The 14,285-nt window shown below is 45.6% G+C and carries 10 protein-coding genes; 3 read left to right on the top strand and 7 right to left on the bottom strand.

The genetic code is table 11. The features are described from left to right. Nucleotides 1-3 precede the first annotated feature (3 nt). Nucleotides 4-945 carry a YybH family protein gene (locus HWQ47_RS22385; RefSeq protein ID WP_269968207.1) on the bottom strand — a complete coding sequence of 314 codons (942 nt, stop codon included), beginning with the start codon at nt 943-945 and terminating at the stop codon, nt 4-6. Nucleotides 946-1,490: 545 nt separating this feature from the next. Between HWQ47_RS22385 and HWQ47_RS22380 the strand changes: the two genes are divergently transcribed. Together HWQ47_RS22380 and HWQ47_RS22375 are read left to right on the top strand one after the other, a co-directional pair. Continuing rightward, on the top strand, nt 1,491-1,772 hold the full coding sequence (locus HWQ47_RS22380) for a hypothetical protein (RefSeq protein WP_269968206.1): 282 nt from the start codon (nt 1,491-1,493) through the stop codon (nt 1,770-1,772). A 206-nt stretch (nt 1,773-1,978) separates the two neighbouring features. Beyond that, complete coding sequence (locus HWQ47_RS22375) at nt 1,979-2,800, top strand: isocitrate lyase/PEP mutase family protein (RefSeq protein WP_269968205.1); 822 nt, start codon at nt 1,979-1,981, stop codon at nt 2,798-2,800. A 57-nt stretch (nt 2,801-2,857) separates the two neighbouring features. Here HWQ47_RS22375 and HWQ47_RS22370 read toward each other — a convergent pair whose 3' ends face one another. Beyond that, a complete protein-coding gene (locus HWQ47_RS22370) occupies nt 2,858-3,532 on the bottom strand; it encodes a type 1 glutamine amidotransferase domain-containing protein (protein ID WP_269968204.1) in 675 nt (224 codons plus the stop codon). 129 nt (nt 3,533-3,661) lie between these two features. Between HWQ47_RS22370 and HWQ47_RS22365 the strand changes: the two genes are divergently transcribed. Further along, nucleotides 3,662-4,534: a LysR family transcriptional regulator gene (locus HWQ47_RS22365; protein ID WP_269971830.1), complete on the top strand. Its 873-nt coding sequence runs from the start codon at nt 3,662-3,664 to the stop codon at nt 4,532-4,534. Between the two features lie 1,546 nt (nt 4,535-6,080). Here the strand turns inward: HWQ47_RS22365 and HWQ47_RS22360 are convergent. The 5 genes from HWQ47_RS22360 to HWQ47_RS22340 all read right to left on the bottom strand — a co-directional run bounded on the left by HWQ47_RS22360 (nt 6,081) and on the right by HWQ47_RS22340 (nt 13,790). Beyond that, the gene (locus HWQ47_RS22360) at nt 6,081-7,652 is read right to left on the bottom strand and encodes a sodium/sugar symporter (RefSeq protein WP_269968203.1); all 1,572 of its coding nucleotides are present in this window, start codon (nt 7,650-7,652) and stop codon (nt 6,081-6,083) included. Nucleotides 7,653-7,692: 40 nt separating this feature from the next. Further along, a complete protein-coding gene (locus tag HWQ47_RS22355; protein ID WP_269968202.1) occupies nt 7,693-8,496 on the bottom strand; it encodes a DUF6445 family protein in 804 nt (267 codons plus the stop codon). Beyond that, nucleotides 8,486-9,214, bottom strand: a complete 729-nt coding sequence (locus HWQ47_RS22350; RefSeq protein WP_269968201.1) for a SapC family protein — start codon at nt 9,212-9,214, stop codon at nt 8,486-8,488. The genes HWQ47_RS22355 and HWQ47_RS22350 overlap by 11 nt, the downstream gene beginning before the upstream one ends. Nucleotides 9,215-9,273: 59 nt before the next feature. Beyond that, on the bottom strand, nt 9,274-10,851 hold the full coding sequence (locus HWQ47_RS22345) for a tryptophan halogenase family protein (RefSeq protein ID WP_269968200.1): 1,578 nt from the start codon (nt 10,849-10,851) through the stop codon (nt 9,274-9,276). Between the two features lie 77 nt (nt 10,852-10,928). Next, a complete protein-coding gene (locus tag HWQ47_RS22340) occupies nt 10,929-13,790 on the bottom strand; it encodes a TonB-dependent receptor (RefSeq protein WP_442802044.1) in 2,862 nt (953 codons plus the stop codon). Nucleotides 13,791-14,285 lie beyond the last annotated feature (495 nt).

Below are 14,285 nucleotides of genomic sequence, written 5' to 3'. Positions count from 1 at the left end.
GTTCTACTTGTCAGTATTGAATATGTCGTATTGGATCAACCAATCTTGGTTTACTTTTTTCCACAAAATAGTATATGAACCAAAAAATACTGGGTGGTCTCTGCCTGCGACGTAAGCCGTCATATGAGCTCGTTGAAATGCTGACTTCATACCGGGTAGGAACTCAAGTTCATCTTGAAAGAACTCAACATGATCAATACTTTGAACGCTATCTTTAAATTCTTTGGCGATTTCTTTACGACCAACGCGTGGTGGTACGCCAGGTTTGAGAAATATACCGTCATGGGTGTATTCTTCAGATATTCCGATATAGTCTTTGGCTTTCCATTTTGCTTCAAATCGGCGGTCAGCAATGTCGATTTTTGCGGCTTCTTGTAGTAAGACATCTCTACTGACTTTGTCGACACCGCTATAGCTAATGCTAGTGTCTTCATATTGTTCATCAGCATTAAACATGTCGTAGTGAATTAACCATTGGCCGCTAACCTTTTTCCACAATATGATGTAAGAACCTTTGAACACTGGCATTTTAGAACTATCGACATACCCCAACATATGTGCACGTTGATAAGCCGACGTTAAGCCATCAAAAAATTCTAATTCATCTTGAAAAAATTCGACTCGGTCGACTCCTTTTATACTTTTTTTAAACTCTTCTGCTATCGCTGCTTTACCTATCTTTGGCGTTTCACCTGGTTTCATGAATATACCGAATTCTGTATATTCATTAGCAATCCCTGTTGAGTTTTTATTTTTCCATTTGTTTTCAAATCGACGATCTGCTATATCAATTAATTTAGCTTGAGCGATTAACTCGTCCTTATTTACAGATGACTCCCCGTTATAGATAATTTTTGAATCTTTATAATCCACTACCAATGACGCGGCTAGAGAGGGATTGATAGTCAGTGCACCGACAATTAATAATAAATATTTTTTATACATATATAGTCACCAGATTTGTCACGATTTTAAAAGAAATATTAATTCTGCAGGTTATTTAATTGCAGGTTTAATTTGATTGCTTGGAGATAATGCGACCTGAATATCGCAGGATTATCACGCTGTCATCACTTTTTAGTCACATTGGGGCCGTTTAATTGTCACAAAGTAATCACGGGAAGTGTCTCTGTGTTTATAGGTTTAAATACAATTAAAATTATTATATTTATGGTTGGATAGATGGTTTGTTTGATGTGATTTAATACTTTGGATGTATGGCGTTTATTTGTGGAGATTATACGTGTGTGAGTTCAGAACCGTGTTGGATATTAAGGTGGTTGGCTTTTACGTTAATGTTAAATGGTGACTAATCTGGGGAGCATTGAAAGTAATTAGCCGTTTAATTCCTCTTTTAACCAAGTGTCTCCCTGAATATACTTTTAGATGTGTTGAGTCAAACATGATATTGCTCATCTGTATGTCACTGTAATTTATTGTAATGTTCTCCTGTAATTAATCTGCTAACTTCATTACTTATGCTCGATAATATGGCTAATATTGACCTGCGTCAGCAAGCCGTAAAATGGCCTGAATTCAGTTGGGAGACTGAAAAAGGTAACCTGAATCCCAAGCGTTGTTTTCAAATGTTTGCCCCTGACATTTCCAGATTGGGGTATACAGACACTGGCAGAGTGTATTCTATCATCAGCCCTCAGCAAGGCATTAGCTCACCTTCTCTGGGAACCTTAAACGTAGAGGTTACAGTGACTGGGCAGCGAGGCTGGGTTAGTGAAACTAACCGAGAGATAGAGGCATCACCGAGTGTCTGAAAGATATTTAAGCCTGCACATAATGCCTAAATAGATTTTCAACATTAAGTTCCTTTTAGCGCGAGGTTAAACGGGATTCGATTGCTACAGTGGGTAATACCAATCTCATTAAATACGTAATGAGTTCAGGCTCCCGCTGAAAGATAAGATAGTTAATAGGATTGGTATATATCGCGCATGAGTATTAAATTTATTATGGAGCAATTATGTTTGAATCTCGTTTACAGGCCTTCACAGAGTTACATACCCAGTCCACTAATCCCCTGACAGTCACCCAAGTTACAGCAGCGCCACTCGTGTTAGTGAATGTATGGGACGCAGCGAGTGCAGTATTGCTGCAAGAGTCTGGAGCTAAGGCGCTGGCAACCAGTAGTGCATCACGGGCTCGGTCATTGGGTTACCCCTATGGTCAAGTATTGCCTAGGCAAGAGTTTATTGGCGCTGTGAGTCGTATAGTGCGTGTTAGTAAACTGCCCGTCAGTGTAGATATAGAGTCTGGTTATAGTGATAGTCCCTCAGAGGTGGTCTCTTTGGTCACTGAGCTGGTTAACCTTGGCGTTATTGGAATTAACTTAGAAGATGGTGACCAACAACCTGAGCTTTTAATGGCTAAAATTGCAGCGATACGGGCATCAAAGAGTTGTCGAAATCTGTTTATTAATGCCCGCACCGATGTATTTCTTCGGGAGTTAGCAGTAGGAAAAGCGGCAACTGAGATGACCAAGCATCGTTTAACTCGCTATCAAGCCGCTGGCGCTAATAGTGGTTTTATTCCTGGACTTGTTTGTGAAGAAATAGCCGCTGAGCTTGCTAGTGACATCAATATGCCGTTGAACTTGATGGTCGATAATAGCCTCAGCTCTGTCGATAGGTTGTTTAAATGTGGCATTGTTCGATTCAGTGTTGGCCCCGCTAGCTTTTTACATGCCTACTCAGCACTTTTAAAGCCTCAAAGCTTGGAAGAGACGGCAAGGTCAGAGTTAGCTTTATTGGACTACAACAGGATGAATAGCCTGTTCACGATATAAAAAATGGGTGGTGGCATTTGCTATCAGTCGCCCATATTTCAAGGTTGTTGTGCTAGCTTATTTAGCTAGCAATTTCACAACTGCTTGAGCGACATCGTGCGCACTGGCAGGGTTTTGGCCGGTAACAACACGGTCATCTTCAATGACAAGCACGCCCCAAGGCTGCCCCTTGCTATAACGAGCAGCGGTACGGGCAAGAGACTCTTCCAGTACGAAAGGAACATGAGAAATAGTGCCGTAATCGACCTCCTCTTCACGGGTAAAACCAGTGACCGATTTGCTGGCTAACAACTTTTCACCATTGCTTAATATGATAGGTAGCAGGCCTGCAGGGCCATGACAAACAGCAGATAACACTCCGCCATCTTCATAATGCTTAGCACTGATCGCAGCAAAGTCAGAGTTAGTGGCTAAGTCCGATAACAAGCCAAAGCCACCAGGGTAAAAGATGGCATCATAATCATCGCCATTAATTTGTGAAACAGGGATGGTATTTTCAATTCGGCTTGTAAATGTTGAGTCGCTTTGTATTGCAGTGTTAACAGCGTCCCCCTCCATATCGACGCCGTAAACTGGTGCCTTACCGCCTTTAATCGATGCAATATCATAATCAAATCCAGCGTCTAAAAAAACATGCAGTGCATGGGTCAGCTCTGGTGAGAAAGTGCCGTTTTGCTGGTCTGTAGTGCCTAATGTGGCGTGGTTAGTCACGGGGATAAGTATTTTTTTCATTGTAGGTGCCTTTTAGTCGGTGTTGATTTGCCCTCTTAAGCTTGAGTGCATCTTATTAATAAAGCCGATTGACAACAATATGGTAGAATGACAAATTACTATTGTTATATGGCAACAATAGAGACGGTAATAGACAATTTTGACGGTATTATTGAGTTTGTTTCTGTTGCTGAGAGCCAAGGGTTTTCAACGGCGGCAAAGCAACTTGGCTGTAGTACTAGCCATGTTAGTCGACAAATTTCAAAACTAGAAGCTAGGCTAGGCAGTGCTTTGTTCGCTCGTACTACTCGATTGGTGAGCCTGACACCAGCAGGATTAAACTATTACCATCAGTGCCGAGATCTCGTCACTGGACTACAAGTCGCGAATGAACAAATTAGTACCCAGCAACTTAAACTTATGGGCACTTTACGAGTCAGTGCCGCAGGGAATTTTGCTGAACAGCAAGTCGCCCCTGTGTTAATCGAATTTGCACTGCAGCACCCAGATCTGTCCATTGAGATCAACTTTAATACCAAGAAAGTCAATTTTGTTGAAGATAGTATCGATTTTGCGATTAGATATGGCAAGTTAGAAGACTCAGGTTTAATTGCACGTAAATTGTTGGCTCATCCTATGATGGCTGTTGCCAGTGAATCTTACTTAGCGAAATATGGGATACCCAAGCACCCAAACGAGCTGAAAAATCACAGTTGTATTGTTTCTAATAATGACCATTGGCTATTTGAACACCAAGGCTATCAGGACAATATAAAAGTGCATGGGCGATGGAAGAGCAACAATGCTCATGCGGTTATTAGCGCATGCGAACAAGGCCTAGGTATTGCTTATATGCCACAGCGTAACTTTTCCCGCTCCATAAAACTTGGCAAGTTAACACCAATATTGGCCCCGTTTTGGCGCACCGATTCGCACACTTGGGTGGTGTATCAAAATCGCCGATTTCTACCGATGCGAGCACGCTTAGCCATCGATCACCTGCTAGCTCACTTTGCTCAATAGCTAAGACAGGAAAGGGCAGACTTTTGCCCTGCTAGGGCGACACTTTGTGCCTACGAGGACGTTCACAAGTTCACTGCTAGAGCGTTTCGCTGCGAGTTACGAGTGAAAATTGGTAGTTTTTAAATCTGTGTTGACCTGCAAGAGCAGTTAATTACTTTATTTAAGTCAGCTTTTAGGCGTTAAGCACTGCCATCTGTTTTCGAACTGAAACAATAATCTAATTTAAGGTTGTTTTAAGTGTTTGGTATTTAAGGTGAAAGTTGAAGTAATGTTCGACTTATGGCGTGTGGAACGATATATTCATGTCTAACAAGGATGAGCCCCAATAACTTCATTGTTATCGGCGGACACTTGCATCAGGGACGATGTATCAATCTGTAACCAATTGATATTTATCACTACGCAGTCCCTTATGTCGGTGTACTCTCTCCTTGTTGTCTAAATTCTTTTAAAGTCAAAGTGTAGAGCTGAGATGAACGCTGCGCTGACGGTTGACGGGACGCTTCGCTCACAGCTAGAAAAAACTGAGACGAATGTCGCGGGCGACTCACTTGAGTACGGAACGCGTTGCATACGGAATAGACTATGGCTACAGGAACATTTTACTTACCGTAAAAGTAAAACTGAGCATTTACCATTGCCGTCATCCCGGGCTTGTTCTGGGACCCATTCTTTTGAATTTAAGCAATGAAGGGCGGGCTTCGCCCTGCTAGGACGGCACTTTGTGCCTACGAGGACGTTCGCTGCGATAAGTTCAAGAGATGAATGTTTAAGCCTTAGCTTGTTGCTCTTCTCCGTGTTCTCTGTGGTGAATCGCTTTATCTTGTGATGTTCTAGAATAGCGGTGACTTACGAGCTAAAAGCCTTAAGGCAAAATCAAAAGATCTATCTCACCACAGAGGCTGCGCTACACAGAGCTCACGGAGAAGAGCTGGAGGTAAATCAAAGGATATTAATGGTGTAGGCTGTCCGGTCTTTCAACCTTCATTGGCATCATGTGCAAATACCTCTGCAAAACGCCATAAACTCATCCTTGAGGGCTCGACGATGGCATCTGACCTATATGGATATAGGAAATGCCGGAAAATGTAGGGAACATTGTTGGCCTTGCCATCAACGTCCGCAACCGTATCTACACAGGATTTTTTATCTCTTCAATTTAGTATTAACTAATTTCTCCCAGAGTCTTTTATCTCCTATCTCCCGACGCCCAGCGAATAGTTACCTTTGGTAACTGAGCTTATGAGCGAGAGACAAGGATGTCGAGCTGGCCTTTGTGCATGGATGCATTTGGATAGACGAGCTGTCCTCCTTGCCCTACTTTTTATTGCAAGATGGGAATGGAATTGCACGACGTTAGTTGTTAGACGGAGTCTGATTATAAATATTGGGAGATGAAGCTCGACCTTAATCCAAATGAAGTTTGGGAAGGCTAACCTTCTACAACAAAGAATAGATCCCGGCTAAAAGCATCGCCGGGATGACGGACAAACCAAAACTAACCTAAAAAATGACTCAACCTATGTTCATATACATAAGCTCCCATCTACCACCAACACACATAAAACGCTCCGACAATCAGAATAACCGCTATAGCTGAAACGTTGTACGAGCGGCTCGTGGCAAACTCCACCGTGGCAATATCCACAGACTGATTCTGACTTTGAGCAGAGCTCTTATCGAAATGGGACACCACAGCTGCCAACACTAAGCACGCAATAAACACTAAGCCAACGCGATCCATAAATGGCAATGTGGGCCAGCCGAGTTTGAAGGCCAGCGAGAGCACCGCTGAACCTAAAGCCGCGGTGAGCGCGCCTTTAGCTGTGGTGTGTTTCCAGAACATGCCCATCACGAAGATCACCACGATCCCTGGGGTGAAGAACCCGGTAAACTCTTGAATATACTGGAAGGCTTGATCTAGTTCACCGAGCAGAGGCTTAGTGGTGATAAGAGCAATGACCATGGCAAGTAAACTGACGTAGCGACCGACGCTCACATAGTGTTGTTGAGACTTGCCTTTGCGGTAGTGACTGTAGATATCCATGGTGAATATTGTGGAGATACTATTGGTCATCGAACCCAGTGATGACACGATTGCAGCAACCAAAGCGGCAAAGACCAGACCTTTAATGCCCGATGGCATCAGGCTCATCAACATAGGGTAGGCTTTGTCTGCTGGATCTAAATCAGGCATCAGCATGTAGGCGGCGATTCCTGGCAAGACCACGATAACAGGCATCAGTACTTTCAGAAATGCGGCAAACACGATGCCTTTTTGCGCTTCACCTAAGCTCTTGGCGGCCAATGCGCGTTGTATGATGTATTGGTTAAAACCCCAGTAAGAGATGTTCATGATCCACATGCCGCCAAATAGGACGGAGAGGCCGGGCAAGCTCATGTAGTGTTCGTGATCAGGGCTTAATATCATGTCGAACTTCTGTGGCGCTTGCTCTAGCAGTAGGCCAAACCCTGCTATTACGCCGTTATCATTACTGAGCATATTGAGGGTGGTGTAACATAGAAATAGGCCACCAAAGACCAAGAGTACCACTTGAATAATGTCGGTATAGGCCACGGCTTTGAGGCCGCCATAGAGGGAGTAGGCGAGGGAGAATAAACCAAGGAACGCCATAGCCAGTGTGATATCGACGCCGGTGACAGTGTTGATGGCTAAGGCTCCGAGCCACAAAATGGCGGTGAGATTGACTAAGATGTAAACCCCTAGCCAGAAGAAGGCCATCACCATACGGACATTATGGTCGAACCTCTGTTCGAGGAACTGAGGCATGGTGAAGATTTTATTTTTCAAAAAGATGGGTAAGAAGTACTTACCGACGATGATCAAAGTGATCGCCGCCATCCATTCATAAGAGGCGATAGCCAATCCCATGGCGTAGCCTGAACCTGACATGCCGATAATCTGCTCCGCTGAGATGTTTGCTGCAATAAGTGAGGCGCCGATGGCCCACCAAGGCAGGCTATTGCCCGCAAGAAAGTAGTCGCTAGCATCTTTTTGGTGACCCACTTTTTCCCGTGACACAAAATAGGCAATGGTAATGAGCCCAAGTACGTAGATGATGAAAATACTGACATCTAATGTTGAAAGTTGCTGCATAGTGTTCTCTTTATTATTTGAGTTATTTTGGGTCTATCTATTACTGGAATAGGATGAAATTATTGAGCGTAAGCCGACCCGTCCTTGGGTCATCTGGCAGTTCAGCTGTGCTGCTGATATCGGCGGAATGTAAGCAGTTGCTGGGGTAGATCACCGCTCGATTGAATTTGGCTTCAATAGTATGTATTCGCTCAAACAGGGGGCCGCTGCCGTTGGTGTAGGCGGGCGCATGATGCAGATGCATGCCATAGGCTTGTTGCTTTAATCTCTGGCCATATTGACTGAGCCGCGAGTGAGTGATCGACTCAAAGCCTGTTTCCCTGTGGCGATAGAGAGAGGTGCCTCCCTGTGGGCCACGAAACAGATAATGGACCACTGCAAACTGTTCGCTTAAGGGACTGTCGAAGTGAGGCAACATCTGAATGGGCCGCAGGTATTGAGGTTTGGTCATGGTGAGCGAAAAAGCTGATAACAAGCAATTGGGCTGGCTTGTTGGCTCAATTTGATAGTGTGAGCGGATAAGATCCGCGTATTGCCGCTTAAGGTGTTCGCTGTAAGCATGGGGCGCTGTTTTGCGTTTTCCAGGGTAGAAATCTTGACTGTTTTCCACAAACTCTGCGGGCTGACAGGCCAGTTCTACCATGGCCTCAGGATATGCGAGTAGATCATCGATGATGATGACAGGTGTTTTTTCGGCTCCCACATAATGGACTGTCACACAGGCATCGGGGTTAAATTGTGCCAATGTTTCAGTGATCAGATCTGGGGTTATGTGAATGCTCACATCGGAGGTGGGTTTAGCGCCCACAGCTGAGGTTAAGTCTTCATTCATATTAGTAATCATCTTCAGTGCCACCGCGCTTATTCTTAAGATCAATCAAATGATAAATCTGCCCTAGTGAGGCGATCATCATGTAGATAGGCTCAAAAAAGTGAGTACGGTGTAGCCTCAGCAGTTGTGCATCGCTTAGGTTGTTAAATTGTTTCTCATCTATGGTGTAAAGCCCATTGAGGCGAGTCGGAGCGGCATGTTCAAACGTTATCTCTACCGATAGGCTTTGCAGTAACTTGAGCTTTTGCAATATCTGGATAAAATCGTAATTATCAGCTTCTCCCTGCAGTAATTGAGCGAGATTTTGTTTGGCTTCAAGCAAATAATCTGATTCTTCCCCCCTGTCGTTATATAGCGCTACCGCATTCTGTGCTTGGCTGATGCTTGGGCTATTCATATCGATACAGACTGGGTGTTCTCCCGTAGCGGCATCTTTAGGGCCAACAAAAAAGGGTTGCCGACGGATCTGCAGTGGCAGGTAGATGCTGCGCCATTGATGGTCTTGCCAGAAGAGGTTTTCCTTGTCAGCAAAGCCGAGCATGGCGACCAGAGTGAAAGCGCCCGAGTCACCATTCTTAGCGATCACAATAGGATACTGGGTCACTAACTGGCGAAATTCAGTCAAGATCACTGGGATCAGGTTTAGCTCAGCACCATGTTGGGCGCATTGCTGTGGATCTAGTTGTATATTGCGGTGACTGGCCAAATTTAATTGAGCTAGATTACTCATATTAAGACTCTCTTTCTCTTTCTCTTATTCGTTAATTCGATAGCATTAACCCGATGGCGCTAAATGTCGTTAAAACCATATTGATTTATCTTATTGATAAGCTCTCTATTGGTCGGCAATGACGCTAATGCTCGCTCAATAAGATGCTCGTTCTTGGCAAACTGCTTATGGGCTGTGTGCCAATCATTGAGCATATGAGGCATCATCGAAAAGTCAGTTTCAAAGCCCATGCCGTAGAGCACATATTGATAACTGGCAGCGGGAAATACTTCGTTGTTGCTGGTGAAATCCATGTCCGCAGGCGCTCTGTGTTGCCAGATTTTGAGTAGATCTTTGAGGCTGTCAGGGAGCGTCGCGGGATCGCGGTTATCTTTCCAAAAGTCAGTGTCATCCCGTCGACTCAAGATGTAGTGCAGTTTGAGAAAGTCGATAATCTTCTCCCAGCGATAACTAAAGGTTTGATTAAAGCGGTTGGCGACGATATCCATCACTTCACGATTGGCCGGCAGCTGTTCACTGATCATCTGGGCCGACAGTTCGATAAGCACGATGGCAGAGGCTTCTAATGGTTCCAGAAAACCAGCCGACAGACCAACGGCGACACAGTTCTTGTGCCAGAAGGTAGCTCGATGACCACTGCGAATGGGGATTTTACGTACTTTTAATGAATCAAATTTAGGTCCGACATAGTCGGCTAAGGCCTGCATCGCTGTGGGCTCATCGGTGTACTTACTCGAGTAGACATAGCCCACGCCGCGTCGATGTTGCAGACCGATATCCCAGATCCATCCCGCCTCTTGAGCGGTAGAAATGGTGTGAGAGGCTATTGGGCTATCGGCTTTGTCATAGGGCACATGCACGGCTAATGCGGTGTCGATAAACAGCACATCGCTGCAATCGATAAAGGGCACTTGGTAGTGTTTACCCAGTAGCAGGGATGAGAATCCTGAGCAGTCGACAAAGAGATCGGCGCTTATCTCGTTATTCGACAGGTCTAAGGCCTGAGTGCTTAATGAGGCGATATCGCCGTTGGCGTGTTCATTAACAGCGACAACATCGGCTGAAACGTAAGTGACACCAAGCTTTTCGGTGCAGTGGTGTTTTAAAAAGTTGGAGAACTTACCCGCGTCGAGATGGTAGGCGTAGTTGGCAACATCTGAGTATTCGGCGGTGCGGATGGTTTTTGGGGCTAAGCCATGCTCGCAAACACTCTCTTGAAAGCAGACAGCATTGGAGAAGGAATGTTTATTCTCTTCGGTAGCACGGGCTTGTTGAGATGACCAATAGGGAGCAAGATCTTGTTGGGTAAAACCTTGGGGCAGCACCAGTGGATGGTAATAAAAGTCATCCGGAGTACCATCGACCCATTTGGCAAATTTAGCACCCTGTTTAAAGGTGGCATCGCATTCACGGATGAAGTCGGTTTCACTGATGCCCATTTTAATTAAGCTGTTGCGCATGGTCGGCCAAGTACCTTCGCCAACACCAATAGATTTGGTATTGGGAGACTCCACCAGAACCACTTCGATTGTGCAGCCTGAATCATGGCTTCTGTGGTGCGCCGCCAGCCAGCCTGCCGTTATCCAGCCTGCGGTGCCGCCGCCGACAATCACAATTTTTTTTGTTGGTTTATGCATAATGCTGCTCACTATTAGAGACAGAAATTAGCCTACATCGTCGGTGATGTAGGCTAAACAAACTGAATGTCAGTGGCTTAGAATGAGCCGCGTAAACCGACTGCGAATCGACGGCCACTGTCTTCAACTGAGAGTAGTTGGTTTTCAAAGCGTCCGCGTTTATGGACATACTCTTCAGTTAAATTGATGCCTTCAAAAAAGATGGCAAAATTATCGGTGAACGCATAACTGCCACTTAAGTCGAGCTGAGCGTAGTTCTCGACTATGGTTGGGCCGTCACCATTGGTTTGCGTCAGTGACTGCACGAATGAGTCACGCCAGTTCCAGGCAATACGAGTCTGGATTGGGCCACTCTCATAAAAGGCCACCAAGTTGACCGAATCACTTAATCCTGTGAGTGCGAACACTTGACTGATGTTCGCGGGATCGAGTTCAGCGTTGCTGCTTACTAAGGTGGCATTGGCCATCACTCCGAAACCTGATTCACCAAAACCGTGCTGAATGGCAAGTTCCCAACCGTCGACAATTGCCGATTCACCGTTATTAGGCCGGGTATTGGTGAAATGAGCGACGCCGTCGTTGCTGTCGGGATTATCTGTGTCATCACCGGTTGAGGGATCGGTTAACAAGCTGCCATCACTCAAGGTAAAAGTCAGATCCTCTTGGGTATTGACGATAAAGTTTTCAACATTTTTTCTAAAATAGCCCGCCGAGACATAGCTGACCTCGCCGTAATACCACTCAAGAGAGAGATCTAAATTCTCTGAACTGAAAGGCTTTAGCCTTGGATTACCTTGGTTGGAGGTGAGATCGCCACCAGGGCGGGTGGTGTTGATTACTGTGATGGGCGACATGCTGTTTAACGTCGGACGGGTCATGGTTTTCGATGCCGCTAATCGCGCGATCAGATCGTCGGTAATCTCTAATTTAACCGTAAAGCTCGGTAAAATTGCATCATAGCTGTTGGCCTGACTGATGGCAGCAACGGTGCCGTAGGCGGGGAGCATCTCGGTTTTATCGAGAATATTGAGCTGAGATATCGGTTTATCACGGCCCTTAACATCTGTGTCTGTGGTTTCATACCTTACGCCTGCACTACTCGAAATCACCATGCCGGCGACTTCACCTTCAAAATCCACTTCGAAGTAGGCGGCATAAATATCTTCCTGAACGCTGTAGGACTTATCACGCAGTACTGCATCGAAGCTGATACTGTCGCTGTGAGTGCTGGCGTAGTACTGTTCCAAAAAGGCAAAGTTAGCTTCACCATCATGGGCAAGCCAGGATGTTGGCATTTGGCCGCTACCACTGACGCCGCTAAGGAAATCACTGCCTGCATCAAAAATATATTGTGATTCAGGGCTGATCACTGGGCTGTCCGGATAACCACAATAAGCGCAATGCAGTCCTTGGCCTTCGTTGTCCCAGCGATTCAGGCTTTTAGTTTCGGTTGAGTACATCAAGCCAAATCGTGCGGCACTAAAGCCTGAATCACCATCGGCAAGCCAAGTATTGTCCCATCTAAATTGGTCTAGTTCATCGTTGACTTCCCAACCACGACGTAGCATCACATGGGCACGACTATTGTCTGTACTTAGGTAATCTTGTACGCCAGCGGGGGTAACAGATGGGTCGTAAGCTGTGCCATCGAGCTCTTGTTGACCACTGTAGATATTGGGGTTGGCACTTTCAAACAGTGAGGCGTTAGGCAGAACATTGTCGTTCACCTGAAAGCGAACTCGGTTGGCATAACCTATGAGTGATAACTGGTTGCCACGACCATTGTTGGCTTCTCGACTCGCCTCTGAATGACTGTAATCGAAACTCATATTGAGGTTGTCGTTCACATCCCAATTGGCATTGATGCCAAAAGATTGTGAATCGGTAATACGATCGAATTTTTTAGCATGGAAATCCGTTGCTAGACCCACTTCTTGGTACATATCGACCACAGTGCCATTAGCGTCGACAATCGGGCTGCCGCCATCAACACCTATTACGTTAGGCGCAGTAAACCAGTGGCCGTAAGAGGTGGCGTTGGTTTCGACATCGAAATCAGAGTAGAGTGCATCGGCGGTGATCACTAAGTTGTCAGTGGGGGCGTACTGCAGCACTAAGTTGGCATTGGTTCGCTTGCGCTCTTCGAACGTCACTTTGTGGTCATAGTTGCGGGCAGAGAAGATATTGCCTGTGTAGTCCTCACCGGACTCAGTTTTAGGGTTTGGGATACCGACATTTTCTAACCAGCCATCGATCTGTGCTTGATTGAGGCGTGTCTTTCGCTCTTGATGTGAAACACCTAGCAGTACGCCAAATGAGTCATCTAAAAAGGTGTTACTGATTAAGCCTGAAAACTGTGGAGTGGTCTCTTCACTATTCTCATCATAGATCCCCTTGACGCTACCGACAGCTTTAAAGCCATTGATGGCAAAAGGCTTTGCGGTATTGATATTGATGGTTGAGCCGATACCGCCAGATTGCATGGTGGCCGATGAGGTCTTGTATACGTCTAAGCTACTCACGAGTTCGGCGGCGATGGTGTCGAAGCTAAAGCCGCGAGTATCACTCTCGCTGGCTATCTGGCGGCCATTGACCAACACAGTATTAAATTGTGGGCCAAATCCTCTGACGGTGATCGATTGGCCCTCTCCCCCAGAGCGATCGATGGAAACGCCAGTAATACGCTGTAGCGACTCGGCTAAGTTGGTGTCAGGGAACTTACCGATATCTTCAGAGGAGATCGAATCGACAACCCCTTCGGCGCTGCGTTTTACATCCATGGAGCGACTTAAGGATCCGCGGATCCCCGTCACTTCAATCACTTCTATTGCAGGTTCGGCTGTGGTTTCGACGTCTGCGGCTAATAGTTGTGATGTGGCTAATGTTCCCATTGCGGCGAGCACTGCACTGGCTACTTTATTTTTGTTGTAGGTGGTCATATCGTCTTGTCTCTTATGATTTTTATTATATAAGATTGAGATCTGCCCACTGTCGTTCATCTGTGCAACAAGCCCAGTGTTTTCGAGCATAAGCTCCAAGGCTTTCATGGTTCCGTATTGACCATGTATCGCATTTGCATCGATCCCCTCTACCTTTTCAAATGAAAAGAGCAAGGTGATGTCCGCCTGCTCAGCCAGATAGATGAGTGACAAATAGGCCCTTTGTTGGGGGATATCGAAAACGACACTGTCGATGGCTTCTTTAGCGATGAGTCCTGGCGTGAAACCTGAGACTAAACAGAAAAAAAAGAGCTGCCGAACCCGTTTTCGGTCCCTCATGTGTATGGTTTTTCGCCATGCACCAAAGGAAGACGATTGATAGAAATTTTTCCTCCATAAAAAATTAATTATTTTTATATTTTTGTGCAACATTTGTGTAACCACCTGCTCGCTTTTCGCTGCTTTTTTTGTCAATGCATCTATTGTGCAAAGTGT

This window comes from Shewanella sp. MTB7, assembly GCF_027571385.1.
In the GTDB taxonomy this organism is placed as follows: Bacteria; Pseudomonadota; Gammaproteobacteria; order Enterobacterales; family Shewanellaceae; genus Shewanella.
The sequence above is the reverse complement of the archived record's forward strand: the minus strand, read 5'-3'. Positions and strand labels throughout refer to the sequence as shown.

Bases quoted from the DNA above. Each gene is read 5' to 3' on its own strand.
- HWQ47_RS22385 (WP_269968207.1), bottom strand. From the start codon at position 945: ATGTATAAAAAATATTTATTATTAATTGTCGGTGCACTGACTATCAAT.
- HWQ47_RS22380 (WP_269968206.1), top strand. From the start codon at position 1,491: ATGGCTAATATTGACCTGCGTCAGCAAGCCGTAAAATGGCCTGAATTC.
- HWQ47_RS22375 (WP_269968205.1), top strand. From the start codon at position 1,979: ATGTTTGAATCTCGTTTACAGGCCTTCACAGAGTTACATACCCAGTCC.
- HWQ47_RS22370 (WP_269968204.1), bottom strand. From the start codon at position 3,532: ATGAAAAAAATACTTATCCCCGTGACTAACCACGCCACATTAGGCACT.
- HWQ47_RS22360 (WP_269968203.1), bottom strand. From the start codon at position 7,652: ATGCAGCAACTTTCAACATTAGATGTCAGTATTTTCATCATCTACGTA.
- HWQ47_RS22355 (WP_269968202.1), bottom strand. From the start codon at position 8,496: ATGATTACTAATATGAATGAAGACTTAACCTCAGCTGTGGGCGCTAAA.
- HWQ47_RS22350 (WP_269968201.1), bottom strand. From the start codon at position 9,214: ATGAGTAATCTAGCTCAATTAAATTTGGCCAGTCACCGCAATATACAA.
- HWQ47_RS22345 (WP_269968200.1), bottom strand. From the start codon at position 10,851: ATGCATAAACCAACAAAAAAAATTGTGATTGTCGGCGGCGGCACCGCA.
- HWQ47_RS22340 (WP_442802044.1), bottom strand. From the start codon at position 13,790: ATGACCACCTACAACAAAAATAAAGTAGCCAGTGCAGTGCTCGCCGCA.